The 22,139-nt window shown below is 62.8% G+C and carries 24 protein-coding genes; 8 read left to right on the top strand and 16 right to left on the bottom strand.

From position 1 onward, the window contains the following. Positions 1-7: 7 nt before the first annotated feature. Complete coding sequence (locus MRK42_RS01490; protein ID WP_354688798.1) at positions 8-841, bottom strand: AraC family transcriptional regulator; 834 nt, start codon at positions 839-841, stop codon at positions 8-10. Between the two features lie 103 nt (positions 842-944). Between MRK42_RS01490 and MRK42_RS01485 the strand changes: the two genes are divergently transcribed. Both MRK42_RS01485 and MRK42_RS01480 read left to right on the top strand, forming a co-directional pair. Further along, positions 945-1,478 (top strand): carboxymuconolactone decarboxylase family protein, encoded by a 534-nt coding sequence (locus tag MRK42_RS01485; protein ID WP_042025191.1) that lies wholly within the window; start codon positions 945-947, stop codon positions 1,476-1,478. Positions 1,479-1,491: 13 nt separating this feature from the next. Continuing rightward, on the top strand, positions 1,492-1,932 hold the full coding sequence (locus tag MRK42_RS01480) for a DUF417 family protein (protein ID WP_042072494.1): 441 nt from the start codon (positions 1,492-1,494) through the stop codon (positions 1,930-1,932). A gap of 40 nt (positions 1,933-1,972) precedes the next feature. On the opposite strand, the gene MRK42_RS01475 is transcribed toward MRK42_RS01480, so the two are convergent. From MRK42_RS01475 to MRK42_RS01465, 3 genes are all read right to left on the bottom strand, one after another. Beyond that, positions 1,973-3,943: a DNA topoisomerase III gene (locus tag MRK42_RS01475; RefSeq protein ID WP_354688797.1), complete on the bottom strand. Its 1,971-nt coding sequence runs from the start codon at positions 3,941-3,943 to the stop codon at positions 1,973-1,975. Positions 3,944-4,010: 67 nt separating this feature from the next. Beyond that, positions 4,011-4,505 (bottom strand): response regulator, encoded by a 495-nt coding sequence (locus tag MRK42_RS01470; protein ID WP_201942202.1) that lies wholly within the window; start codon positions 4,503-4,505, stop codon positions 4,011-4,013. Positions 4,506-4,564: 59 nt separating this feature from the next. Further along, positions 4,565-6,529, bottom strand: coding sequence for an ATP-binding protein (locus MRK42_RS01465; RefSeq protein WP_354688796.1), 1,965 nt, complete (start codon positions 6,527-6,529; stop codon positions 4,565-4,567). 278 nt (positions 6,530-6,807) lie between these two features. Between MRK42_RS01465 and MRK42_RS01460 the strand changes: the two genes are divergently transcribed. Further along, positions 6,808-7,938 carry a NapC/NirT family cytochrome c gene (locus MRK42_RS01460; protein WP_354688795.1) on the top strand — a complete coding sequence of 377 codons (1,131 nt, stop codon included), beginning with the start codon at positions 6,808-6,810 and terminating at the stop codon, positions 7,936-7,938. Positions 7,939-7,961: 23 nt separating this feature from the next. After that, complete coding sequence (gene torA / locus MRK42_RS01455) at positions 7,962-10,442, top strand: trimethylamine-N-oxide reductase TorA (protein WP_354688794.1); 2,481 nt, start codon at positions 7,962-7,964, stop codon at positions 10,440-10,442. Positions 10,443-10,529: 87 nt separating this feature from the next. Here the strand turns inward: torA and MRK42_RS01450 are convergent, their stop codons facing one another. Genes MRK42_RS01450 through MRK42_RS01435 form a run of 4 tightly spaced genes read right to left on the bottom strand, consistent with a single transcriptional unit; the run spans position 10,530 to position 13,392 of the window. Beyond that, complete coding sequence (locus MRK42_RS01450; RefSeq protein WP_026457286.1) at positions 10,530-10,991, bottom strand: hypothetical protein; 462 nt, start codon at positions 10,989-10,991, stop codon at positions 10,530-10,532. A 41-nt stretch (positions 10,992-11,032) separates the two neighbouring features. Further along, entirely contained in the window at positions 11,033-12,382 is a 1,350-nt protein-coding gene (locus MRK42_RS01445; protein WP_042025199.1) for a sensor histidine kinase, read from the bottom strand. Continuing rightward, positions 12,379-13,035, bottom strand: coding sequence for a response regulator transcription factor (locus MRK42_RS01440; protein WP_042025200.1), 657 nt, complete (start codon positions 13,033-13,035; stop codon positions 12,379-12,381). The genes MRK42_RS01445 and MRK42_RS01440 overlap by 4 nt, the downstream gene beginning before the upstream one ends. A 21-nt stretch (positions 13,036-13,056) precedes the next feature. Further along, complete coding sequence (locus tag MRK42_RS01435; protein ID WP_026458645.1) at positions 13,057-13,392, bottom strand: hypothetical protein; 336 nt, start codon at positions 13,390-13,392, stop codon at positions 13,057-13,059. Between the two features lie 63 nt (positions 13,393-13,455). Between MRK42_RS01435 and MRK42_RS01430 the strand changes: the two genes are divergently transcribed. Next, the gene (locus MRK42_RS01430; RefSeq protein WP_042025202.1) at positions 13,456-13,704 is read left to right on the top strand and encodes a PepSY domain-containing protein; all 249 of its coding nucleotides are present in this window, start codon (positions 13,456-13,458) and stop codon (positions 13,702-13,704) included. Here MRK42_RS01430 and MRK42_RS01425 read toward each other — a convergent pair. Both MRK42_RS01425 and msrP read right to left on the bottom strand, forming a co-directional pair. Next, positions 13,701-14,327: a protein-methionine-sulfoxide reductase heme-binding subunit MsrQ gene (locus MRK42_RS01425; RefSeq protein ID WP_354688793.1), complete on the bottom strand. Its 627-nt coding sequence runs from the start codon at positions 14,325-14,327 to the stop codon at positions 13,701-13,703. The genes MRK42_RS01430 and MRK42_RS01425 overlap by 4 nt on opposite strands. 20 nt (positions 14,328-14,347) lie before the next feature. Next, on the bottom strand, positions 14,348-15,352 hold the full coding sequence (gene msrP / locus MRK42_RS01420) for a protein-methionine-sulfoxide reductase catalytic subunit MsrP (RefSeq protein WP_354688792.1): 1,005 nt from the start codon (positions 15,350-15,352) through the stop codon (positions 14,348-14,350). A 368-nt stretch (positions 15,353-15,720) separates the two neighbouring features. On the opposite strand from msrP, the gene MRK42_RS01415 reads away from it, so the two are divergent. Further along, entirely contained in the window at positions 15,721-16,194 is a 474-nt protein-coding gene (locus MRK42_RS01415) for a DUF1097 domain-containing protein (protein ID WP_042072502.1), read from the top strand. Between the two features lie 79 nt (positions 16,195-16,273). Here MRK42_RS01415 and MRK42_RS01410 read toward each other — a convergent pair whose 3' ends face one another. From MRK42_RS01410 to MRK42_RS01395, 4 genes are all read right to left on the bottom strand, one after another. Beyond that, the gene (locus tag MRK42_RS01410; RefSeq protein ID WP_026456989.1) at positions 16,274-17,554 is read right to left on the bottom strand and encodes a sigma 54-interacting transcriptional regulator; all 1,281 of its coding nucleotides are present in this window, start codon (positions 17,552-17,554) and stop codon (positions 16,274-16,276) included. Then, positions 17,551-18,069 carry a hypothetical protein gene (locus MRK42_RS01405; RefSeq protein WP_026456990.1) on the bottom strand — a complete coding sequence of 173 codons (519 nt, stop codon included), beginning with the start codon at positions 18,067-18,069 and terminating at the stop codon, positions 17,551-17,553. Before MRK42_RS01405 ends, MRK42_RS01410 begins: the two co-directional genes overlap by 4 nt. 5 nt (positions 18,070-18,074) lie before the next feature. Beyond that, positions 18,075-19,475, bottom strand: a complete 1,401-nt coding sequence (locus tag MRK42_RS01400; protein WP_354689038.1) for an ATP-binding protein — start codon at positions 19,473-19,475, stop codon at positions 18,075-18,077. Positions 19,476-19,576: 101 nt separating this feature from the next. Continuing rightward, positions 19,577-19,669 carry a YnhF family membrane protein gene (locus tag MRK42_RS01395; RefSeq protein ID WP_124239460.1) on the bottom strand — a complete coding sequence of 31 codons (93 nt, stop codon included), beginning with the start codon at positions 19,667-19,669 and terminating at the stop codon, positions 19,577-19,579. A 123-nt stretch (positions 19,670-19,792) separates the two neighbouring features. Between MRK42_RS01395 and MRK42_RS01390 the strand changes: the two genes are divergently transcribed. Continuing rightward, positions 19,793-20,350 (top strand): 2-amino-4-hydroxy-6-hydroxymethyldihydropteridine diphosphokinase, encoded by a 558-nt coding sequence (locus MRK42_RS01390; protein WP_354688791.1) that lies wholly within the window; start codon positions 19,793-19,795, stop codon positions 20,348-20,350. Here the strand turns inward: MRK42_RS01390 and MRK42_RS01385 are convergent. Further along, positions 20,276-20,980 (bottom strand): SDR family NAD(P)-dependent oxidoreductase, encoded by a 705-nt coding sequence (locus MRK42_RS01385; protein WP_354688790.1) that lies wholly within the window; start codon positions 20,978-20,980, stop codon positions 20,276-20,278. The two genes, MRK42_RS01390 and MRK42_RS01385, sit on opposite strands and share 75 nt — an antisense overlap. Positions 20,981-21,128: 148 nt before the next feature. Here MRK42_RS01385 and MRK42_RS01380 point away from each other — a divergent pair, with 148 nt between their 5' ends. Continuing rightward, positions 21,129-21,533 (top strand): CBS domain-containing protein, encoded by a 405-nt coding sequence (locus MRK42_RS01380; protein WP_354688789.1) that lies wholly within the window; start codon positions 21,129-21,131, stop codon positions 21,531-21,533. Between the two features lie 50 nt (positions 21,534-21,583). Here the strand turns inward: MRK42_RS01380 and MRK42_RS01375 are convergent, their stop codons facing one another. Beyond that, the gene (locus MRK42_RS01375) at positions 21,584-22,120 is read right to left on the bottom strand and encodes a DUF2301 domain-containing membrane protein (protein ID WP_042072510.1); all 537 of its coding nucleotides are present in this window, start codon (positions 22,118-22,120) and stop codon (positions 21,584-21,586) included. Between the last annotated feature and the right edge of the window lie 19 nt (positions 22,121-22,139).

Raw genomic sequence — 22,139 nt, 5'->3', positions numbered from 1 at the left:
CCCGTTTCTATTCTGCCCGCTCCTGCTGTGCCTTGAGCCAGCGCCCCGGACTCATCCCCAGCTCCCGCTCGAACGCCCGGCCGAAGGCGACACTGCCGCTGTACCCTGCCCCCAGCGCCACCTGCACCATGGACTCCCCCGCCAGCAGCTGCTGGCAAGCACGCGCTATGCGCCAGCGGGTCAGATAACCGAGCGGCGCCTGGCCGACCCGCTCCTGAAACCGTGCGGCAAAACGGGCCCGCGACATGCCGGCCTCCCGCGCCAGCGTGGCCACGGTCCAGGGTTCATCTCCGCGCTGATGCATCGCCGAGATCGCCCTCGCCAGCTGGGGATCGGAGAGGCCTGCCAGCATCCCCTGCTGGCACGCCCCCTGTTCGACCAGATGACGCAACAACAGGATCAACAGCACCTCCAGCAGGCGGGAAAGCACCGGCTCCTGCCCATAGCGGGGGTGAAAGGCCTCGTCAAACAGCTGATCCAGCACCGGCGTCAGGGCAGGCAGCACTCGCAGCGGCAACACCAGCGAGTCCGGCAACGCCTGCTGCAACGGCGATGCGCCCCCCTGCCCAAACGCCACGTTGGCACACACCAGATCGCAGCCCCCCAGCTTTCGGGGCTCAAGCCTGTGCCGGCGCCCCCGGGGAAACAGGATCAGGGTCGGCTCCTCGAGCTGCAGGCTGGCGCCCCCCTCTTCACGCAGCGTCAGGGCACCGCTGCGCAGCAGATGGAGATGTCCGCCGCCCGGGTAATCGTCGCTGGGGGAGTGCTGGCACAGGTTGCCGGCGAAGAAGAGCCTGGCTTCGGGGGTGGCATGGGCCAACAGGGTGGAGAGCGGATCCATATTTGAGACGAATGGTATTTATTTAAAGACAATGAGTGATAAACCGTATCACGAACGACGGCACACTGTCTCCCGTACCTTCACCAACACACAGGAGTACATCATGAGCCGTATCCAACCCGTATCCCAGCCGCAACCGGCTGCCGCCCCAACCCTGGCCACCCTGCAACGCACTCTGGGCATGGTGCCCAACCTCTACGCCACTCTGGCCCACTCGCCAGCCCTGCTCAACGGCTTCCTGGCTTTTGCCGATGCCCTCGGCAAGGGACGCCTCACCGCCCCTCAACGAGAACTGCTGGCACTGGCCATCGGCCAGGCCAACGCCTGCCAATACTGCTTGTCTGCCCACACCCTGCTGGCGGGCAAGGCCGGATTCTCGGCCCAGGAGATCCGCGCAGCCCGTCTCGGCCAGGCGGCGGATCCCCTCGATCACGCTCTGTTGCAGCTGGCAACGGCGCTGGTCAGCCAGCGTGGGGTCATCAGTGACGAGCAGTTGGCGAGCGCCCGCGCCGCCGGTGTGGATGACGAACTGCTGCTGGAGGTGCTCGGACAGGTGGTGGTCAATACCCTGACCAACTATGGCAACCATCTGGCGGCGACCGATATCGACTTCCCGCCCGTCACCCTGACCCCTTAAGCGAGGCTCCCCCATGCAGCAACATGACAAAGGCTTTCTGATCGCCCTGGCGGGCGTGGTGTTGACCCTGCTCTGGATCGGCGTGTTCAAGTTCACCCCGACCGAGGCGGCCGCCATCAAGCCACTGGTAGCCAGCCACCCCTTGATGAGCTGGCTCTATGGCCCCCTGTCAGAACAGGGCGTATCGAACCTGATCGGGCTGGCCGAGATAGTGATCGCCGTCGGGCTGGTCGTAGGTCTGTGGCAACCCCGCATCGGTTACTGGAGCAGCATGGGGGCTATCGTCACCTTCCTGGTTACCCTGAGCTTCCTGCTGACCCTGACAGGGGTCTGGAAGGTGGTCGACGGCGTGCCGGTCACCGAGTTCTTCATCTTCAAGGATCTGGTGTTCCTCGGGGTGGTTCTGCACTACCAGCACAGGATCCGCGCCAGCTTGCCCGCCCGGGCAGCCTGACAACAATGCCTTTGGCGCCCAGGACGGGCGCCTTTTTTCGTCATGCCGCCCTGGTTTGACGTTTGCTGGTCGTTTTGCGTGGTCGGGATCCGCCGGTCGTACTGGCCGCCCCCTTGCGCCGGGTGAAACGCCGCTTGGCTGCGCCGAGCGCCTCCTTGGGCAGGGCGCTGAAACCGGCCCCCGAATCCTGCCTGGCCCCCTCCACCAGCTCGTGCAGCTGTTCGGTCAGCGGCCCCATGAACTGCTGGTAGCTGCCGTGGCGCTCGGCAATCCGGCCGAGACTCTGCTCCCATAACGCCGTCATATCCGGGGTGGTAGCGCTGGTCGGCAAGGCCTGGATCAGCGCCCGCCCGGTGGGGGTCGCCTTGATGACCTTGCCCTGACGCACCAGGAAGCGGCGCTTGAACAGCAGATCTATGATGCCGGCCCGGGTCGCCTCGGTGCCAAGGCCATCAGTTTCCCGCAGGGTCTTGCGGATCTCGGGATCCTGCACATAACGGGCAATCCCCGTCATGGCGGCCAGCAGGGTGGCATCGGTAAATGACTTGGGCGGCTGGGTCATCTTCTCCAGCAGCTCACCCCGCTCGCATAACAGTTGCTCTCCCTCCTTCAGGGCGGGCAGAGTGCCTGCTTTCTCTTCATCGTCATCTTCCTCCACCCCGAGCAACGCCTTCCAGCCGGCCTTGAGGATGCGACGCGCCTTGGCCTGGAACAGACCGCCGGCAATACGCAGCAGCACCTTGCTGTCGTTGTACTCGAATGGCGGATAGAACTGCAGCAGGTACTGGCGGGCGATGAGGCCATAGAGTTTGGCCTCGTCGGCCCCCAGGCTCCCCTCGTTGCCGCGCTTTTCGGTGGGGATGATAGCGTGGTGGGCATCCACCTTGCTGTCGTTCCACGCCTTGCTGCGGATCTTGCCGTCCGCCTCGCTCACCGCCTTGGCCAAAGCGGGGGCCGTGGCTGCGATGGCCTCCCGCACCTGGGAGGCCCGGCTGAAGTGATCACTTGGCAGATGTCGGCTGTCGGATCTGGGATAGGTGATGAGCTTGTGGCGCTCATAGAGGCTCTGGCACACGTCCAGCACCCGTTTGGCATCCATGCCGAAGCGCTTGGCGGCATCGATCTGCAGGCTGGAGAGGTTGTAGGGCAGCGGCGCCGCCTGCTTGCGAGCCTGCTCTTCCACCGACCCCACCTGCGCCGGCTGGCCGTTGATCCGGCTCACCACCTTGTCGGCCAGCGCCCGGTTGAGCACCCGCCCCTCCTCATCCTGCCACGGCAGGCAGGCCTCGGAGGGCAACCACTTGGCGGTGAAGCGTTCGTTGCCATCGGTCACCAGATGGACCAGCACTTCGTAGAAGGGCTTGGGGATGAAGGCCTCTATCTCGAGATCCCGGCGCACCACCAGCCCCAGCAGCGGGGTCTGTACCCGCCCCACCGAGAGCAGCTCGCTGCAGCCCGCCTTGCGCCCCAGCAGGGTATAGGCGCGGGTCATGTTGATGCCATAGAGCCAGTCGGCCCGGCTGCGAGCCAGGGCCGACACTGCCAGCGGCACGAACTCCTTGTTGTCCCTGAGTTTGTCGAGGGCGCGGCGCACCGCCGGCGGGTTGAGGTCGCTGATGAGGCAACGTTGCACCGGTTTGGTTTTGGGGTAGCCGAGAAAATCGATCACCTCATCCACCAGCAGCTGCCCCTCCCGGTCCGGGTCACCGGCGTTGACCACACAGTCGGCCTGCTTGATGAGGCGTTTGATGACGGTGAGCTGGGTCCTGGTCTTGGGCTTGGCCACCAGTTGCCACTGATCCGGCACTATGGGAAGGTGTTCCATCCGCCACTGCTTGAAGGCAGCGTCATAGGCGTCGGGCTCGGCCTGCTCCAGCAGATGGCCGATGCACCAGGTGACCACATCCCCCTGGGCAGTTTCGATGAAACCCTCCCCCTTCTTGTGGGGCTTGGGCAGTGCATCGGCTATGGCACGGCCGAGAGTGGGCTTCTCGGCGATAAAGAGTCGCATCTGTGGCTACCTGCAATACTGTATATGCAGACAGTATACAACCCAGTGCGGCAAAGCCCAACCGCCGCTATTCGTCGAACGGATGGTCGTGAATAGCAGCAAACAGCCTGGCCTGGTTGAGCAGGGAGGCGTAATGGAAGGCGTTGTCGCCATCCTCCGCCAGCAGATAATCGGTGAGTTGCTCCCGCACCGCCTCTTGCAGTGTCTCCAGCTTCCACGGCTTGGCCAGATAGTAGTGCAGGCCGCCGCGATTGACCGCCTCGACGGTCGCCTCCAGCCCCGCCTGGCCGGTCAGCAGCAGCTTGCGGCTGGCCCGGGTACTGGCGCGCTGGTTCAGCTCGATGAGAAAGTCGATGCCGAGCGTCCCCGGCATGATGTGGTCGCAGAGGATCAGGGCCAGTTTGCCCCCCTCGCTCTCCCACTCATCCACCACGGCGCGCGCCTCGTCGACACTCTCGGCGGCTTCCAGCTCGAAGTGGGTACGGAAGGGGGCGAGATCGTGGATCACCGCCTCCAGCACTTCCCGCTCGTCATCCACACACAGGATCAGGTAGTTTTTCATTGTTTTTCCTCCTTGGCGGCATCTCGCGACGGCCCCGCCGGTTGATGTCGGCGGCCGCATCAGGCCGCGTGTTCCTTGTGATGATTTTCTCCCCCATGGCTGGCATGCCCTCTGCCATCCAGCGGCAGACAGACCCGCATCCGGGTGTAGCGGCCAGGTTCGGAGGCCACTTCGATCCGGCCGTGGTGCTGCTGCACTATCTGCAACGCCACGCTCAGACCGATGCCGAGGCCAAAGTGGCCCTCTCGCTTGGTGGTGAAGTTGAGATCGAAGATCCGCTCCCGCAGTTCGGGAGGAATGCCGCAGCCCGTGTCCTCCACCTCCACCATGACCCACTCGGGATCCAGCAGGGCGGTGCGGATGGTGAGCCGGCCCGGGCCGCTCATGGCATCCAGGCTGTTGCCGATGAGGTTGGTCCACACCTGCTGCAGGGCGATGGGATGGCAGCGCACCGGCGGCAGCGGCTGGTACTCCTTGCACAGCTCGTGCTGTTTGAGGCGGTTTTCGAAGATCATCAGGGTATCTTCCAGCCCCTCGTGCAAGTCCACCAGCGAGGGCTCATCCCCATCCTGGCGGGCATACTGTTTGAGACTCTTGACCAGATCGCCGATGCGGCGAGCACACACCTCTATATTGCGCAGGAAGCTTCCGGTCTGCTGGAACAACTCCAGCTGCGCCAGCAGGGCCTCCCGCTGTGCGCCAGTGCGGCCGGCAAACCAGCGTTGCCAGCTCAGCTCGTCATCCAGATGCATCTGCACCGCCAGCCGCGCCTGCTGGCGATCACCGAAACGCCCCTCCGCCTGGCGGGTCTTGTCGCGGATCTCGCTGGTCGAGACCGGTTGGGCCGTCAGGGCCTGGCAGAGGGTCTGGTTGCCCAGCCCCTTGATGGCGGCGGGCAGCTCGAGATTGACCAGATCGGGGATAGCGGCCCGCAGGGTTTCACTGCCGCGGATGATGGCCGCCACCGGATTGTTGAGCTCATGGGCCACACCGGCCACCAGCTGCCCCAGCACCGCCATCTTCTCGCTCTCCACCAGCTGGGCATAGGCCGCATCGAGGGAGTTGAGGGTCTGCTGCAACCGGATCTCGGTGCGGATGCTGTTCTGCAGACGGCGGTTGAAGTGGCGCAGCAACAGGCTGGTGAAGGAGGGAAGCAGTTCGCTGCGGGCCTGCATGACGCGGGAGAATTGCAGCTTGTCGAGCTTGATCACCTCGGCCCCGGTCAGGGTCATCGCCGTGGTGAAGGCGGGTTCGCCGGTGACGAAGGACATGCCCCCCACCAGGGAGCCGGTACGATAGTGCACCACCTCCTGCTCGATCCCCTGCTCATCGCGCTTGCGCAGTACCACCTCCCCCTTGGCGATGAACCAGAGAAAGCGGTTCGGCTCCCCTTCCCGGGTCAGCACATGGCCCGGACTGTAGTGGAGACAGACCTTGGCCTCGTCATCCCCTTCGAAGAACTGGTAGAGCCCCTCGATCACCACCCGGGAGAGCTCTTCATCACTGCAATGGGTGTAATCCATGAAGCCCTGGCGGTACTCGGCCATCTTGCGATCGACGTGAGCTCGCAGCAGCTTCTGGTTGTCGAGCACGGCGGCATAGCTCAGCAGATCCACCTCGGGGTGCTGCAGCACGAAGTGGCTGGCCTGTTCGATCACCGCCCGGCGCAGACTGCCATCGCGCCAGGGGAGCTGCAGGTAGTAGTCGAGCCGGCCCAGGTTGACCGCCTCTATGATGGATTTCATCTCCGGCTGGCTGCCCAGCAGGATCTTGCGGCACGCATCGTGGCGATCGCCAAGGTGGATGAGGAAGTCGGCCCCCCGGCCATCCCCCAGATCGCTGTCGCACACCACCACGGCGGGCAGTTGCCCCTTGCCTTCCAGCTCGTCCAGCGCCTGTTCGGCGGACTGCTGTCCGGCCACCACCACCAGATTGAAGTGACTCAGCAACGGGGCCAGCTCCTGCTCGAACTCGGCCAGCATCTGCACATCGGCGGCAACACACAACAGGGAGAAGGGGCTCATCAGCGACGCTCCATGGGGGCTCACTCATGACTATATCAATGAATCCGGGGGGGTTTTGCGAGGAGGCTAACAGCTGCAAAGGAAAGAGTCAGAAAACAGGCAGCGATCCAGGCGGTGAATTTAATTCAGCAATAACTCCAAAAAATAAATTAATCACGAAGTGTGACGCCATTCAAAAAATATAAAGCATGACAAAGGTCAACGTCTTACAACCACCGATACCACTACCATGGAGGTACTACTATATTGGTACAAAATAACTGTAGGACAATGTCGTCATGATTGGAAAACTGACCCGAAAAACCTGGTTCTGGCTCCTGCTGCTCGGAGCCCTGCTGGGCGTCGCGGCACTGGGGGTGACAGTGACTGTGCTGCACAAGACCAGCTCTACCGAATTCTGCGTCTCCTGCCATTCGATGCAGACCCCGCTTGCCGAGTACCAGGGCAGCGTTCACTTCCAGAACACCAAGGGGATCCGCGCCGAGTGCGCCGACTGCCACATTCCGGGGGATCCCACCTCCTATCTGTGGACCAAGATCCGCGCCGTGAAGGATATCTACCACGAGGCGATCGGCACCCTAGACACCCCGGAAAAATACGAGGCCCACAAGCTGCGCATGGCGCAGTCGGTATGGGACGAGCTTAAGGCCAACGACTCGGCCACCTGCCGCAGCTGCCACAGTTATGAGGCGATGGACATCCTGGCCCAGCGCCCCAACGCCCGCGCCGAGCACCCGGTCGCCATCAAGGATGGCCAGACCTGCATCGACTGCCACCGCGGCGTCGCCCACATCATGCCCGACATGAGCGGCCTGGCCGCCGCCGGCGCCAGCGAACTGGCCCTGGCTGCCGCCCAGACCCCGGCCAGCGTCACTACCCGCTACGCCATCGCCACCACCCCGCTGTTCCTCAATGCCAACGCCAAGACTGACGAAGGCACCCTGATGCCCTCCACCCAGGTGGAAGTGCTGGCCAACGAGAACGGCCGTGCCCAGGTGCGCATCGACGGCTGGCAGCAGGATGGCGTGAGCGAAGTGTTCTACGCCGCCCCCGGCAAACGGATCCTGAGCGCCCTGGTCGGCGACGCCGCCAAGAAGGAGCTGGTCACCGGCAAGAGCGAAACCGACAGCGCCACCAACCTCACCTGGCATCAGGTCAGCCTGACCGCCTGGGTTGACCAGAGCCAGCTCATCGGCGATCAGGGCAAGCTGTGGCAATACGCCTCCACCCTGATGTCCAACAACTGTACCGGCTGTCACGGCCTCACCGCGCTGGATCACTTCAATGCCAACCAGTGGATCGGCGTCATCAAGGGGATGGAATCTCGCACCTCCCTGACCCCCGAACAGTCGCGCATGCTGACCCAGTATGTCCAGAAACACGCCAGTGACATGAGCGCGGCCCACTAAGGCTGGCACAGAGGAAAACCGTTATGACTTTTTACAACGACAAGAAAACCAATCTGTCCCGCCGCAATCTGCTCAAGGGTCTGGGTGCCTGCGCCGCCCTGCCCCTGCTCGGCGGCCTGTTCCCGAAAAGCGCCCTGGCCCAGGCCATCAGCACGGCGCTGAGCCAGTTCCCGACCCTGGTGCCGGCCCAGAAGGGCATCCTCACCGGCGCCCACTGGGGGGCCTTTGAGGCCATCGTCGAAGAGGGGCGCATGGTGCGCGTCCAGCCGGTGGCCGATGATCCGGCCCCGAACGATCTCATCGACATGGCGCCGTTCCAAGTTCACGCCAAGAACCGCATCAAGTACCCCATGGTACGCAAGAGCTGGCTGGAACACGGTCCGGGGGCCAAGACCGAACTGCGCGGCGCCGACGAATGGGTGCGGGTGAGCTGGGAGAAGGCCATCGAGCTGGTCGCCGGCGAAATCAAGCGGGTGCAGAGCGATTTTGGCCCGCAGGCCATCCACGCCGGTTCCTACGGCTGGAAGAGCGTCGGCATGTTCCACAACAGCCGTACCCTGCTGCACCGTCTGATGAACCTGGCCGGCGGCTTTACCGGTTATGCCGGTGACTACTCCACCGGTGCCGCCCAGGTGATCATGTCCCACGTGATGGGCTCCATCGAGGTGTACGAGCAGCAGACTGCCTGGCCCAACGTGGTGGAAAACGCCGAGCTGGTGGTGCTGTGGGGGGTCAACGCCCAGGTCACCCTGAAGAACAGCTGGAACATGCCGGATCACGAGGGTCAGGCCGGCTTCAAGGCGCTCAAGGAGAAGGGCACACACGTCATCAGCATCGACCCCATCTACAACGAGACCGCCAAGCAGCTGAATGCCGAGTGGATCGCCCCGAACGCCTACACAGACGTCGCCATGATGCTGGGGGTCGCCCACACCCTGTATAGCGAGAAGAAACACGATCAGGCCTTCCTCGACCGCTACACCGTCGGGTTCGACAAGTTCCTCGCCTACCTTCTCGGCAAGGACGACGGTCAGCCGAAGAGCGCCGAATGGGCGAGCACTGTATGTGGCGTCGACGCCAAGGTCATTCGCCAGCTGGCCCTCGACATGGCCGGCAAACGCACCATGATCATGGCGGGCTGGGGCATGCAGCGTCAGCAGCACGGCGAACAGCCCAACTGGATGCTGGTCACCCTGGCCGCCATGCTGGGCCAGATCGGCCTGCCGGGCGGTGGCTTCGGCTTCAGCTACCACTACTCCTCAGGTGGCAGCCCCACCGCCAAGGGCGGCATCCTGGCGGGGATCTCCGCCGGCAACGCACCGAAGAACAGCCCCGCGCCGATCCCGGTGGCCCGCATCGCCGACTGTCTTGCCAATCCGGGCAAGACCATCGACTTCAACGGTCGCAAGGTCACCTATCCGGACATCAAGCTGGTCTATGTAGCTGGCGGCAACCCCTTCCACCACCATCAGGACACCAACAACCTGATCCAGGCCTGGCGCAAGCCGCAGACCGTGATCGTCCACGAGCCCTACTGGACCGCCACCGCCAAGCAGGCCGACATCGTCCTGCCGGTGACCACCAGCTACGAACGCAACGATCTGGAGATGGGCGGGGACTACTCCCAGCGCTACGTCTTCCCGATGCACCAATGCGTGCCGCCCCAGTTTGAAGCCCGCAACGACTTCGACATCTTCAGCGCCATCGCGGCCAAGCTGGGTGTGCAGGATCAGTACACCGAAGGCAAGGACGAGATGCTGTGGCTCAAGCAGATGTACGACGGCATGGCGGCCCAGGCGCGCGGTGCCCGGGTGGCGCTGCCGCCGTTCAACATGTTCTGGGAATCCAACAACTATGTGCGCTTCCCGGTGCCCGAGGCGAGCCGCGAGTGGGTACGCCACGCCGATTTTCGCGAAAACCCGCTGCTCAACCCGCTCGGCACCCCGTCAGGCAAGATCGAGATCTTCTCCAATACGGTGGCGGGCATGGATTACGCCGACTGCGCGGGTCATCCCAAGTGGTATGAACCGAAAGAGTGGATCAAGAGCGAGGTGGCGACCGCTTATCCCCTGTCCCTCAACACCTCGCACCCGACCCAGCGGCTGCACTCCCAGCTGGACAACACTCCGCTGCGGGACAAGTTCGCCATCGCCGATCGCGAAGCCATCATGATCAACCCGGCGGATGCCAAGGCTCGCGGCATCGCCCAGGGGGATCTGGTACGCGCCTTCAACGATCGCGGCCAGATCCTGGTGGGGGCGCTCATCTCCGAGGATATTCGCCAGGGGGTGGTGCGGATCTGCGAAGGGGCCTGGTTCGATCCGGCCAAGCCGGGTGACGTGGGCAGCATCTGCAAGAACGGCAACGTCAACTGCCTCACCTTCGATGAGGGCTCCTCCAGCCTGGCCCAGGGCAACTGCGGCCACATGGCCCAGCTGCAGATCGAGAAGTACACAGGCCCTGCGCTGCCCAACACCGCCCACGCGGTGCCGGCCGGTGCCTGACAACGCCAGAACCTGACAAAGTGCAATAAAAACGGCGCCATCAAGGCGCCGTTTTTATCTCTGCTGCAACAGAAGCCGGGGACAGGATCAGAAGTCCCCTTCCTCCATATATTCCTGAGCGCACTCCACCAGCTGGGGCCAGAGCTCTTCCGGCACCCAGGCATCCGGGTCATCCTCGTCGCCATCGTACTGGCTCCAAAAGTAGCGACGCAGGCCGGAGGCAAATTCGTCGCTGATCTCCGCCAGCTCGGAGAGCGGCCCCAACCAGGCGATGCGACGCAGGCCGGAGGCGAGATCGTTGATCGCGTCCATCAGGGTGCGATCATCGAAGCTCTGTTCCACCAGCAGGGTAAAGCGTTCGCGCGCCTGTTCGGTCTGCTCCTCGTCCAGCTCGCCGACATCGGCCAGCAGATCGACAAAATCCTCCAGCAGGAACTGGATCAGGCCGTCCCTGTCTTCAAACCACTGGATCTGGGCCCCCTTGGTGCCCAGCACAGAGGCATCGAATGAATCGTCAAGATGACATAGTGCCCACGGATCGTCAGTCATGGTTCTCTTCCTCAGGCTGAAACAAGTGCCATATCTTATGCCTAGCTCTCTACTCTTGCCACCTTGGGCAGGGAAAGCGAGGCCGCCAGGCCGCCCAGCTCGGCGCGGCCCATGATGAAGCTACCCCGATAGGCTTCCGCCAGATCGGAGACGATATTGAGGCCAAGCCCCGAGCCCGGCACCTTCTCGTCAAGGCGCACTCCGCGCAGCACCGCCTTGGCGATCTGATCCTCGCTCATGCCGGGGCCATCATCCTCGATGCGCAGGGTGATCCAGCCTCCCAGCTCGGCGCTGGAAATGCGCAGCTGGCTGGCGGACCACTTGAAAGCGTTTTCCAGCAGGTTGCCCACCATCTCGTCGAAATCCTGCTCCTCCACCCCGACCGCCAGATTGGCGGGTACCTGCAAATCCACCGTCTTGCCCGGATAGAGGCGGGAGAAGGCGCGACAGATGTACTCCACCCTGGCCCGCACCGGGGTCGAGACACCGAGGATCTTGGCCGCCCCGGTCACCCGCGCCTTGCCGAGGTGATAATCGATGTGGCGCTGGATCTGGTCGAGCTGCTCGCCGATGGCGGCCTGATCCTCGGGCGGCAGCTGGGCTACCTGATTGCGCATGATGCTCAGCGGCGTCTTGAGGGCGTGAGCCAGGTTACCGGTGTGGGAGCGAGCCCGCTGCAGCAGCTCGCTGTAGTGGTGCAGCAACCGGTTGATGTCCTCCACCAGCGGCTGGATCTCCAGCGGGTAGCGCAGCCGGAACCCCTCCTGATGCCCCTGATGCACCCGGCTCAATTCGCGGCGCAGCAAATGCAGCGGGCGCAGGCCGTAGACAATTTGGAACATGAAGCCGAGCACCAAACCGGCGGCGGCAAAACCGAGGCCTAAGAAGAGGCTGATCCGGGTCTTCTTCAGGGTCTGGGTCAGGGCGCTGCTGTCTTTCGCCATCACCAGGGTGAACACCTTGTCCGACCCCGGCAGCAGCACGGTGCGAGTCATGATCAGGAGGGGTTCCTTGTTGGGGCCCCGCCCGAGAAACAGATCCGGGTCGCCAAAGGCGGATTTCAGCCCCTGGGTATTGAGATTAGTGTCCCACAGGGAGCGGGAACGGCCGATGACGTGATGTTCCAGCTCCAACTGCCAGTAGTGGCCGGAATAGGGCTGGCGAAAGCGCGGATCCGACAAGGGCTCACTCACCACCGGCAGGCCATTTTTCGCCACCTCCAGTCGGGAGAGCAGGTCATAGAGCTGCAGACGCAGGCCGTCGGCTTCCGCCTCCTGCCAGTAGTTGCGCATCATGGTCTGCAGGCTGAAGCCGGTGGCAAACAGGAACAGGCCGCACCACACCAGGGCGATGGCGACCAGCCGTCCCCGCAGGGTTCTGACCAGCCTCATTCGTTGATCCGGTATCCGAGGCCGCGCACAGTTTCAATCAAATCGGGATGGGTCTTCTTGCGGATCCGGCCGATGAACACCTCAACGGTGTTGGAGTCGCGGTCGAAATCCTGGGCATAGATGTGATCGATGAGCTCGCTGCGCGAAACCACCTTGCCCCTGTGCTGCATCAGATAGCCCAGCACCCGGAACTCGTGGGCGGTGAGCTTGATGGGGGTGCCCTCATACCACACCTGGGAGGCCGCCATGTCGAGGCGCACCCCGCCGATCTCCAGGATCGAGCTGGCATTGCCCGCCGCACGGCGCACCAGGGCATGAACCCGGGCCACCAGCTCGGCCACCTGGAACGGCTTGGTGAGGTAGTCATCCGCACCGGCATTAAGCCCTTCAATCTTCTCGTGCAACTGGCCGCGGGCGGTAAGCACCAGCACGGGGGTGTCGATCCCCTTGCTGCGCCACTCCTTGAGCACGCTCAGGCCATCGCGCCCCGGCAGACCCAGATCGAGAATGATGGCGTCATAGGGTTCAGTCTCGCCGAGAAAGCCCGCCTCGTTGCCATCGTGGCAGAGATCGGTGACAAAACCGGACAGCCTCAGCTGTTCCGCCAACTGGCCCGCCAGGGTCTTTTCGTCTTCAACTATCAGAATTCGCATCAGCAGCTTTCCAAACAGGGATTACTCTTCGTCAACCGGATCCGCTCTGGGCACGAACAGCCGCTCCAGGTGGTGACCCTTGGCCCACACCATCTCCAGGTTGTCGGCCCGATAGGCCACCTTGAGCACGCTGTTCTCCCGGTCGATCACTCGCAGTTCATAGAGCCAGACACCATCCTCTTCCCCCAGATCCACCCGCAGCACCCGTACCGGCAATCTGGCTGCCACCTCCATCATCTCCTGGAAGGGCCGAACCCGTCCCTCGCGGACAGCTTGTTGCAACTGGGCCTCATCAGGCGTGATCGCCTGCGCCAGTACCGGCAACAAGAGCCCGAGCAGAGGGAGCGCTCTATTCATGGATGATTCATCTCCAAAAACCTAACATAATGGGGTTTATAGTCTGCCAGCCATGAATCCGGAATGAATATGATCCCGCGCAGTTTCCTGCTAATCCTCTGCCTTTTCAGTGCCACAGGCTGGGCGCTCGACAACCGTCTCGACATGGCCGGACTGGTCAAACTCTTGCTGGCTCAAGGGTATCACGACATTCGGGAAGTGGAGCTGGAAGGCGACAAGTTCGAGGTCCGCACCCTCAATCGCCAGGACGAGAAAGTCCATCTCATCGTCGATGCCTACACCGGCGAGATCAAACAAAAAGAGGCCGACTAGGCCTCTTTTGCTTTCCAGCGTCCGCGCCAGGGGCGCAGCAACCTGTCCCGCCGTGGCAGCAGCAAGGCACAGGCCAGCGCCAGATAGATGAAGGGCTCCAGCCAGCCGCTCTTCACCGACCACCAGTAATGCACCGGTACCAGCAGGGCGATGGCATAGACCCAGTTGTGCAGCTTCTGCCAGGCCGGCCCCATGGCACGCTGCAGGGCCGGCAGCGAGGTGATGCCAAGCGCAATCAGCAACAGCAGCGCCACCATGCCCACCACTATGTAGCTGCGCTTGACCAGCTCCCCCGCGATGAGCCCCCAGTCGAACTGCAGATCCAGCCCCAGCCAGGCCATGAAATGAAGCAGGGCCCAAACCATGGACCAGAGGCCGAGGGGGCGGCGCAGTTTGATGAGCTGCCCCTGACGCCAGCGCTTGGCGAGCGGCGACACCAGCAGGGTGAGCAGCAGCAGGTTGAGCGCCCCCTTGCCGAGATAATGAATCAGCTCGGGGACGGGATCGCCCCCCAACCGTCCGGCCGGAATGGCAAACCCCAGCCAGAGCAAAAAGCCGAGCGCTCCCAGATGTACCAGCGCCCGCAGCAAGGTGATGTGACGCACCGTCAGTCGCAATGTCATGGTGTCTGCTCCAACTTGTCTCAATACCACTTGCGCAGATCCATGCCCTGATAGAGCGAGGCCACCTCGTCGGCATAGCCGTTGAACATCAGGGTCGGCTGGCGCTTGGCACCGAACAGCCCCCCTTCACCGATGAAACGCTCGCTGGCCTGACTCCAGCGCGGGTGATCCACCTCTGGATTGACGTTGGCGTAGAAGCCATATTCGTTGGGTGCCAGTAGGTTCCAGGTGGTGGGAGGCATCTCCTCCATCAACCGGATGGAGACGATGCTCTTGATGCTCTTGAAGCCGTACTTCCAGGGCACTACCAGCCGGATCGGCGCCCCGTTCTGGGCCGGCAGCGTCTTGCCATAGAGCCCCATCGCCAGGAAGGAGAGCGGGTGCATCGCCTCGTCGATGCGCAGCCCCTCCACATAGGGATAATCGATGCCGCCCCCCAGGCTGCGGGAGGCCTGACCCGGCAGCTGTTTCGGGTCAAACAGGGTCTCGAACGCCACAAATTTGGCGCGACTGGTGGGCTCGGCCCGGCGGATGAGATCCGCCAGCGAGATGCCGTTCCAGGGCAGCACCATGGACCAGGCCTCGACACAGCGCAGCCGGTAGATCCGCTCCTCCAGCTCGGTATTGTTGATGAGATCCCACACATCCAGGGTGAAGGGCTTGGCCACCTCCCCCTCCACCTTCAGAGTCCAGGGCTCGGGTTTGAGGCTGTGACCATTGCGGGCCGGATCCCCCTTGTCGGTCCCCAGCTCGTAAAAGTTGTTGTAACTGATGGCTTTCTCTTCCGGCGTCAGCACCATTCCAGCCGGTCTCGCGGCCTGCGGACTGTTGAGCGCCTTGGTTGCAGGCGCAGGGGATGCCTTGTCGGCACCAAACAGATCGAGCACACCCGCCCGGGTCGGGAATGCCAGGGTCGCGGCCCCCAGACCCAATCCCTTGAGGATCAGGCGGCGATCCTGATAGACGGCTTCCGGGGTAACATCCCGTTCGGTGGGGTGATGTGAAGAAGAGCGTTTGATCAGCATGAAAAACTCCCGGGGCGAATAGAGGCGATACAGATAAGACCCGCCCCGGCAGATTTTTATTTCACACAAATTTACATGAGGGGGTGCAGGGGCAGCGCCTTGGCCATGGTTCCGACCAGAAACAGAAGTACGCACACCAGCAGGGGCACGAGCACATTTGGCACCATCAGACTCACTCCATGAGCAGGACAGGGCCCCTAACTATGGAACAGGGCCAGACCGGTCGCCAGTGAATTTTTTTCGCGAGCGCAAGCGTATTCCCGAGTTGCAAAGAGTGATGCAGATCACACACAATTCGCCTCCCGCTTGCCGCCCCGCCAGTCAGGCGTAGGCTGCTTTTTCTTCGAAATCCACAGCAGGATCGCGCCATGAGCCCACTGATCGCCATCGCCATCACCACAGGTATTCTCTCCGCCCTCTGGGGCTGGATTGCCGTCGCGTTCGGCCTGCTTTCCTGGGTCGGTTTCCTCGGCTGCACCAGCTACTTTGCCTCCAGCGGCGGCTACAAGGCGCTGCTGCAGACCCTGCTGTGCAATGCCAGCGGCATGCTGTGGGCGCTCTTGCTGCTCAATGGCGAAGCCTGGTGGGGTGCCGGCGTGGCGGGGTATGTGATGACCGGCGTGGTGGCCACCCTGATGTGCGTGCAGGCCAGGCAACAGTGGCTCGGCTATATTCCCGGCACCTTTGCCGGTTGCTGTGCTACCTTCGGCGCGGCTGGTGAGTGGCGGCTGGTGCTGCCCTCCCTGGTGATCGGTGCCCTGTTCGGTTATCTGATGAAGGCAAGCGGTCTCTGGCTCTCCCGCAAGACCCAGACCGACGCCGGCGTGGCCGATCCGGCCTGAGCCCTTCCCCCGATCCGGGCCGGCTTTCCGGATAAAAAAACGGGCCTGCTGCCAGGCCCGCTTTCCCGTCTCTTCCCCGTCACCCCTTCGACTTGAAGTTGGCCGCCTCGATACCGTGGCGGTTCAATAGCTTGTAGAAGTCGGTACGATTGCGGCCCGCCATGTTGGCCGCCAGGGTCACGTTACCCTCGGTGGTGCGCAGCAAGCGGATCAGATACTCCTTCTCGAACTCGGCACGCGCCTCGTTGAACGAGGGAATGCCGCCCCCACCGCTACTCAGGGCTGACTCCACCATGGCGGCGCCGATCACCGGGCTGCAGCAGAGGCTGGCGAGTTGTTCCACCACGTTGCAGAGCTGGCGCACGTTGCCGGGCCAGGCGGCAGCGGCCAGCATGGCCAGCGCCTCCGGCGAAAAGCCCATGACGGCGCACTCTTCGTGGCGGCTGCGATACTCATCGAGCGCCTGGCGAGCCAGCAGGGGAATGTCCTCACTGCGGGCGCTGAGCGACGGCAGCGTGATGTTGGCCACGTTGAGGCGATAGAAGAGATCCTCACGAAAGCGTCCCTCCTCCATCGCCTTCACCAGATCCTGATGGCTGGAGCTGAGCACCCGCACCTCGGGGGTTCCCTGACCGTACTCTTCCATCACCTGCAGCAACTTGGCCTGCAGCGACTCCGACAACCCGCCGATCTCGTCGAGAAACAGGGTCGCCCCCCTGGCCTGCTCGAACAGGCCGGAGTGACCGTCTTCACCGAACAGTTGCAGATCCAGTGAAGCCCAGGGGATGGCGGCGCAGTTGATGGTATAGAGCGGCTTGTCACTGCGGTGGCTCGCCTGATGCAGCGCCTGGGCCATCACCCCCTTGCCTGAACCGGACGGCCCCATGATCAGTACAGGCACCTCCATGGTAGCCATGCTGTGAGCCTGGATCAGCACCTGTTCCAGCTGGGGATTACGGGTCAGGATCAGCGATTGCCACTCCTGTTGCTGCTTGGGACGAGTCAGGCTCAGGGCATGCTCTATGGTGGCAAACAGCTCGTCCTTGTCGACGGGCTTGGTGAGAAAACTGAACACCCCGGAGCGGGTCGCCTGGATCGCATCCGGGATGGTGCCGTGGGCAGTCATGATGATGACCGGCAGCCCCAGCCACTGAGTCTGGATCCGTTCGAACAGAGCCAGACCGTCCATGCCCGCCATCCGCAGATCGCTCAGTACCAGGTCAGCCCGTTGCTGGCGCAACCGATCGAGGGCCCCTTCCGCGCTGTCGGCGGTATCCACCTCATAACCCTGACTGCGCAGGCGCATACTCATCAGCTTGAGCAGGCTGACGTCGTCATCCACCAGCAGGATCCGGCTCATGGCAGGACCTCGCGATGTTCGTTGAGCTTGCGCTGGTTGAGCTGGTCGTCGATGGCGGAAAGCTGCTCTATCTGGCGGCGCAGCCGCTGGATCTCCTGGCTCTGGTCATCACGCCGGCTATCCCGTTCCAGTACCGCCTCGCCGAGGGCAATCCAGCTGCGCAGAAACGCCTGGGTATCGAGACCGAGTTCGGGCAGCATCTGCTTGAGTCTGGCCAGACCGGCGCGGCGATTGGCCACCGACTCGGCCGGGTGAGAGTCCACCATGGCCAGACTGACCCGGCTCTCCAGATCATCGGCCCCCTTGAGCCGCTGACGCTCCTGGACCCGTTGCTGGGGATGGCTGGCCAGCAACCAGTCGGAGTATTGCAGGCGCACCTGCATCTCCTTGTTGGCAAACTCCATCCGCTTGGCAAAAGCGATATCGGAGGACTCCCGCTGTTCATGTTGTGGCAGCAAGGAGCAACCCGCTATCAACCCTGCGATCAGGGCTGGCAATACGCGTTGTATCTTCATAGTCCTCATTTCAACGTCAACCTGAAACAGACATCCGCCTGTTCATCTTTCACCAGAACCAACGTCCCTCCCAAGCTGTGGGCAGACTCGCGGGCAATGGAGAGGCCCATGCCAGAGCCTTTCAGAATGCCTTGCCGTACCGTGCTGCCCTGCTCGAAGGGTTCAAAAATCCGTTGCTGATCGGCCTCGGGGATCTCGGGTCCCTCATTGGCGACCACCAACCAGTGTCCCTGCGCCTCCTCGCCGGCGCGGATCCAGATATTGCCGCCACTGGCACCATAACTGACGGCATTGGAAAACAGATTATCGAGGATCAACTGCAGCCGATAGGGCTCGGCCAGCAGGCTCACCGGCTCGGTCGGCAAGTGTACACGGATCTGCTTGGACTCCAATGCCAGCCGGTATTCGGCGACCAGCTTGTCGAGAATGGGGTTGAGCGGCACCGGCTCCAGCTCGAACACCTCCTGCTGGCTGAGGCGGTTGAAGTCGAGCAGACGCTCGATCAGGGTCTGCAGACGACGGCTGTTCTCGTCCAGCATCTGGCAGATCTCCAGCTGATCAGGCGTGAGCGGCCCAACTACCTGTTCACAGAGCAGATCCGATCCTTCCCGCAGCACCGCCAGCGGCGTCTTGAGCTCGTGGGAGACATGACGCAGGAATTGGTACTTCTGCTGTTCCAACTCCTTGAGCTTGCCGTGCAACCAGACGATCCGCTCTCCCAGCAAGACCAGTTCGGCCGGCCCATCCACCGGCTCCGCATCCGGTTCGACGCCGGCCCCCAGGCTCAGAATGCGCGACTCAATCTGTCGCACCGGGTGAATAATAAGGTAGGTGAAGATCAGCACCAGCAGCAGGCTGAGCACGGCCACTACACCGCTCACCCACCAGATCTCGCGGGTCAGCCCGGCGATGGTAAGGCGGACCCGATCCATCCGCTCATCAACCCGGCTGCGGGTAACCTGTTCGAGCAGCTGGCCGAGCTGATTGAAATGGACGAGCTTGTCGTTCTCCACCGCCGCCCTGGCCTGAGCCATATCCTGCAGGCTACCGAGCCACTCGATCGCCTGTTCAAGCCCGCCGTAAACATCGCTGTCGGCGATGGAGTGGCGATGCTCCGCCAGCAGCTCGCGGTAACTCGACAGCTGCTGCCGGTAGCTGGCCAGGCTCCTGATATCCCCCAGCACCACATAACGACGCAGGGTTCGCTCGATATCGATGGCCTGCGCCGTCAGCAAGGTGGCACGGCGGGTATCCTTGACCGCCCTCTCCATCTCGTCGCTGGTCAGCTTGCTGAGGTGGGAAAGGGCATTGCTGTTATGCCAAATCATGCCGCCAAGCGGCATCAGTACCAGCACAAATCCCATCAACACCACCTGCAGCAGGGAACGCGGGCGAACCTTGGCCATCATCTCTTCTCTTCATTTTCACCGGTGCGCCAGCATAGCCGCACAACCCAAAAAACAAAACCGGCCCAAAGGCCGGTTGATGCTACGAACGAAAGCGTGATTCACGCCAGACCGACGGAGGCCACACAGATAACCAGGATCATCGCCAGCGCGCCTGCAGCCGTCAGCAGTGCCCATTTCAGTTCCACACTCATGCAAGTCTCCTTCTGCCAATCAGTGCCGGATCACAATAGATAAATCCATGTTACGTCATAGTTAATACGATAACCGTGAACTGCGTATACATTTCAGATGAGCCCAACCCAGGGAAGGTGAGCATGTTCTATCTGTGCAGCATAGGATCCAATCTCGAGCCCCAGCGCCATGTCGGCCAGGCGCTGGACGAGCTGATCACCCAGTTTGGCTGGCTACAGCTAAGCTCGGTGATCCGGACCAAACCGGTGGGCATGCACTCCCGCCACGATTTTCTCAACTGCCTGTTTGTCATTGAAAGCCGGCTGGAAACCACAGTACTCAAGCAGTGGTTTGTCACCCTTGAAGTCGCCCACGGACGGGATCGCAATGACCCTCTGTGCAAGGTGCATGACCGACCGCTCGATATCGATATCCTGGCCAGCAGCCCGATCGCTGATTTTGCGACGGCCGGGGTCGACAGCTACCTGGCCCCCCTGCTGGCCGAATGGTATGGCACCGGCGAGGTGCACGCCGCCAAGGTGGCGCTCTCCCTACACAGCCCGCTGGCGGCGGGCCACGGCCATAATCAGCAGATTGGCCTGCACCCAGTCACCCTGCTGCTGGCCTCACAGGGTGGCCAGGGCACGGCCCCCATCCACCTTGATGCTGGCCCCCGTCATGTAACTGTTCTGCATCAGTAGTTGCACCGCCTGCCAGATGGGCTCAAGCCCCCCTTCACGAGCCAGCGGCGTCCTGGCCAGCACCTGCTGACGCCATGCCTCGTCATGCTCATCGAGAAACAGGATGGGGCCGGGCTCTATGGTATTGACCCGCACGGCCGGCGCCAGTTCGCGGGCAAAACTCATGGCAAGCGAATGGGCTCCCGCCTTGGTGGCCACATAGCTGGCAAAATGCGGGGGCGGGGCATGGATGTAGATATCCGTGATGTGGATGATGCTGGCGTTGTCGTTGCGCGCCAGCTGGGGGGCCAGTGCCCGATTGAGCTGGAAGGGGGCCGCCATGTGCACCCGGTAGTACTGTTCGAACTGGGCCAGCTGTGCGGCAGGATCTGCCGCCTGGGGCTCGAAGGCCGAGGCGTTGTGGATCACCAGTACCAGATCGCGGTGGGTGGCCAGCACCTCAATCAGTCGGCTGACCTCCTCCTCACAGCCAAAGTCCGCCTGCACCAGTTCGACCCCGAGTTCGCGCAGCCGCGCCAGTTCGGGCCGCTCGCTGCGATAACTGCCGGTCACCCGCCATCCCGCCGTCACCAGTTGTTCGCACAGATAGAAGCCGAGTCGCCGACCACAGCCCGTCACCAATGCCCTCATAAGATCTCCTCTTCCATGAATACCCCGGCAATCCCACCGCTTCAGCAGCCATTTCCGCCGCCTATCAATCCCTGCGGTACAAGCCATTGGCGCACCGCCCCACGGCTCCGCCATAGTAGCCCCCATGCACACCAAGGGAGCCACCACCATGCTGAAAGTTCACCATCATATGAGCCGCCTGACCCATTCGCTCACCGCCGGACTGAGCCTGGCAGAAGCGCTCGATCGCCTGCATCACTCGGGCCTGAGCGGCCTGCCGGTGCTGGGCGACGAGAAGCAGCTGATCGGCTTTCTGTCGGAACAAGACTGCATTCCCAGCCTGCTCACCGGCAGCTACCACTGCGATACCCGAACCCGGGTGGAAGACATGATGAACCGGGCACCGCTTTCGGTGGGCCCAGACGAGAGCATACTGGAGCTGGCACGCCAGATGACGGGAGCCAAACCCAAGATCTACCCCGTGCTGCAGCAGGACAAGGTGATCGGCATCATCAGCCGTCGCCAGGTCATGCAGGCCCTCAACCAGCAGCTCAAAGTCTGCCAGCAGACCTAAAGACCGCCGGCAAGTTGGCGCAACTCCAGTGGCTGCGCCAACCATCCCTTCTAAATCTGGTAACGCCCCTTGTCACCGATGTCGAAGTGCAGGGGCATTCGCCACTTGGCCAGCGCCAGCAGGGTTAACAAGGCCCCGCTGACCAGCGCTGCCAGGGCAGCGGCCCACTCCAGCCGACCCCACTCCAGCAACCATAACAGCGGCAACAACACGGGTACCAACCTGATCCCCGGGATGGCGAAGCAGAACTGCTCCTTGAATGCCAAACCTGAGAGGGTGGCCAGTGCCGCCCCCAGCACCAGAGCATCCGGCGCCCCCAGCGCGGCGAACGCCAGCGCCCCCCAGCCAAAACCCTGCAGCATCAGACGGATACGCTTGTCGTAGAGATGGATGGAGAAACTGCACAGCGCACTGGTCAGCGCCAACAGACTCAACCAGCGAGCAGGAGCGATGACCTCGATACCACTCAGCAGCGACGCCCCGCGCCCGAGCAGCAACAGGGCGGCACCACTCAGGCCGATGCGGTAGAGCAGCACCGTCAGCTTGTCGACTCCATCGAGCGGGCTTTCGATTTCAGGGTTTGCCATGCGGGATCACCTCTTTACA

This window comes from Aeromonas sp. 19NY04SH05-1, from assembly GCF_040581895.1.
In the GTDB taxonomy this organism is placed as follows: Bacteria; Pseudomonadota; Gammaproteobacteria; order Enterobacterales; family Aeromonadaceae; genus Aeromonas; species Aeromonas enteropelogenes.
The sequence above is the reverse complement of the archived record's forward strand: the minus strand, read 5'-3'. Positions and strand labels throughout refer to the sequence as shown.

Excerpts from the sequence above, each read along its gene's own strand:
- MRK42_RS01395 (WP_124239460.1), bottom strand. The coding sequence starts at position 19,669 with ATGAGTGTGGAACTGAAATGGGCACTGCTGACGGCTGCAGGCGCGCTG.
- MRK42_RS01445 (WP_042025199.1), bottom strand. The coding sequence starts at position 12,382 with ATGAGGCTGGTCAGAACCCTGCGGGGACGGCTGGTCGCCATCGCCCTG.
- MRK42_RS01475 (WP_354688797.1), bottom strand. The coding sequence starts at position 3,943 with ATGCGACTCTTTATCGCCGAGAAGCCCACTCTCGGCCGTGCCATAGCC.
- MRK42_RS01375 (WP_042072510.1), bottom strand. The coding sequence starts at position 22,120 with ATGGCAAACCCTGAAATCGAAAGCCCGCTCGATGGAGTCGACAAGCTG.
- MRK42_RS01480 (WP_042072494.1), top strand. The coding sequence starts at position 1,492 with ATGCAGCAACATGACAAAGGCTTTCTGATCGCCCTGGCGGGCGTGGTG.
- MRK42_RS01380 (WP_354688789.1), top strand. The coding sequence starts at position 21,129 with ATGCTGAAAGTTCACCATCATATGAGCCGCCTGACCCATTCGCTCACC.
- MRK42_RS01470 (WP_201942202.1), bottom strand. The coding sequence starts at position 4,505 with ATGAAAAACTACCTGATCCTGTGTGTGGATGACGAGCGGGAAGTGCTG.
- torA (WP_354688794.1), top strand. The coding sequence starts at position 7,962 with ATGACTTTTTACAACGACAAGAAAACCAATCTGTCCCGCCGCAATCTG.
- msrP (WP_354688792.1), bottom strand. The coding sequence starts at position 15,352 with ATGCTGATCAAACGCTCTTCTTCACATCACCCCACCGAACGGGATGTT.
- MRK42_RS01485 (WP_042025191.1), top strand. The coding sequence starts at position 945 with ATGAGCCGTATCCAACCCGTATCCCAGCCGCAACCGGCTGCCGCCCCA.
- MRK42_RS01435 (WP_026458645.1), bottom strand. The coding sequence starts at position 13,392 with ATGAATAGAGCGCTCCCTCTGCTCGGGCTCTTGTTGCCGGTACTGGCG.
- MRK42_RS01465 (WP_354688796.1), bottom strand. The coding sequence starts at position 6,529 with ATGAGCCCCTTCTCCCTGTTGTGTGTTGCCGCCGATGTGCAGATGCTG.
- MRK42_RS01425 (WP_354688793.1), bottom strand. The coding sequence starts at position 14,327 with ATGACATTGCGACTGACGGTGCGTCACATCACCTTGCTGCGGGCGCTG.
- MRK42_RS01410 (WP_026456989.1), bottom strand. The coding sequence starts at position 17,554 with ATGAGCCGGATCCTGCTGGTGGATGACGACGTCAGCCTGCTCAAGCTG.
- MRK42_RS01405 (WP_026456990.1), bottom strand. The coding sequence starts at position 18,069 with ATGAAGATACAACGCGTATTGCCAGCCCTGATCGCAGGGTTGATAGCG.
- MRK42_RS01430 (WP_042025202.1), top strand. The coding sequence starts at position 13,456 with ATGAATATGATCCCGCGCAGTTTCCTGCTAATCCTCTGCCTTTTCAGT.
- MRK42_RS01415 (WP_042072502.1), top strand. The coding sequence starts at position 15,721 with ATGAGCCCACTGATCGCCATCGCCATCACCACAGGTATTCTCTCCGCC.
- MRK42_RS01400 (WP_354689038.1), bottom strand. The coding sequence starts at position 19,475 with ATGGCCAAGGTTCGCCCGCGTTCCCTGCTGCAGGTGGTGTTGATGGGA.
- MRK42_RS01440 (WP_042025200.1), bottom strand. The coding sequence starts at position 13,035 with ATGCGAATTCTGATAGTTGAAGACGAAAAGACCCTGGCGGGCCAGTTG.
- MRK42_RS01490 (WP_354688798.1), bottom strand. The coding sequence starts at position 841 with ATGGATCCGCTCTCCACCCTGTTGGCCCATGCCACCCCCGAAGCCAGG.
- MRK42_RS01450 (WP_026457286.1), bottom strand. The coding sequence starts at position 10,991 with ATGACTGACGATCCGTGGGCACTATGTCATCTTGACGATTCATTCGAT.
- MRK42_RS01390 (WP_354688791.1), top strand. The coding sequence starts at position 19,793 with ATGTTCTATCTGTGCAGCATAGGATCCAATCTCGAGCCCCAGCGCCAT.
- MRK42_RS01460 (WP_354688795.1), top strand. The coding sequence starts at position 6,808 with ATGATTGGAAAACTGACCCGAAAAACCTGGTTCTGGCTCCTGCTGCTC.
- MRK42_RS01385 (WP_354688790.1), bottom strand. The coding sequence starts at position 20,980 with ATGAGGGCATTGGTGACGGGCTGTGGTCGGCGACTCGGCTTCTATCTG.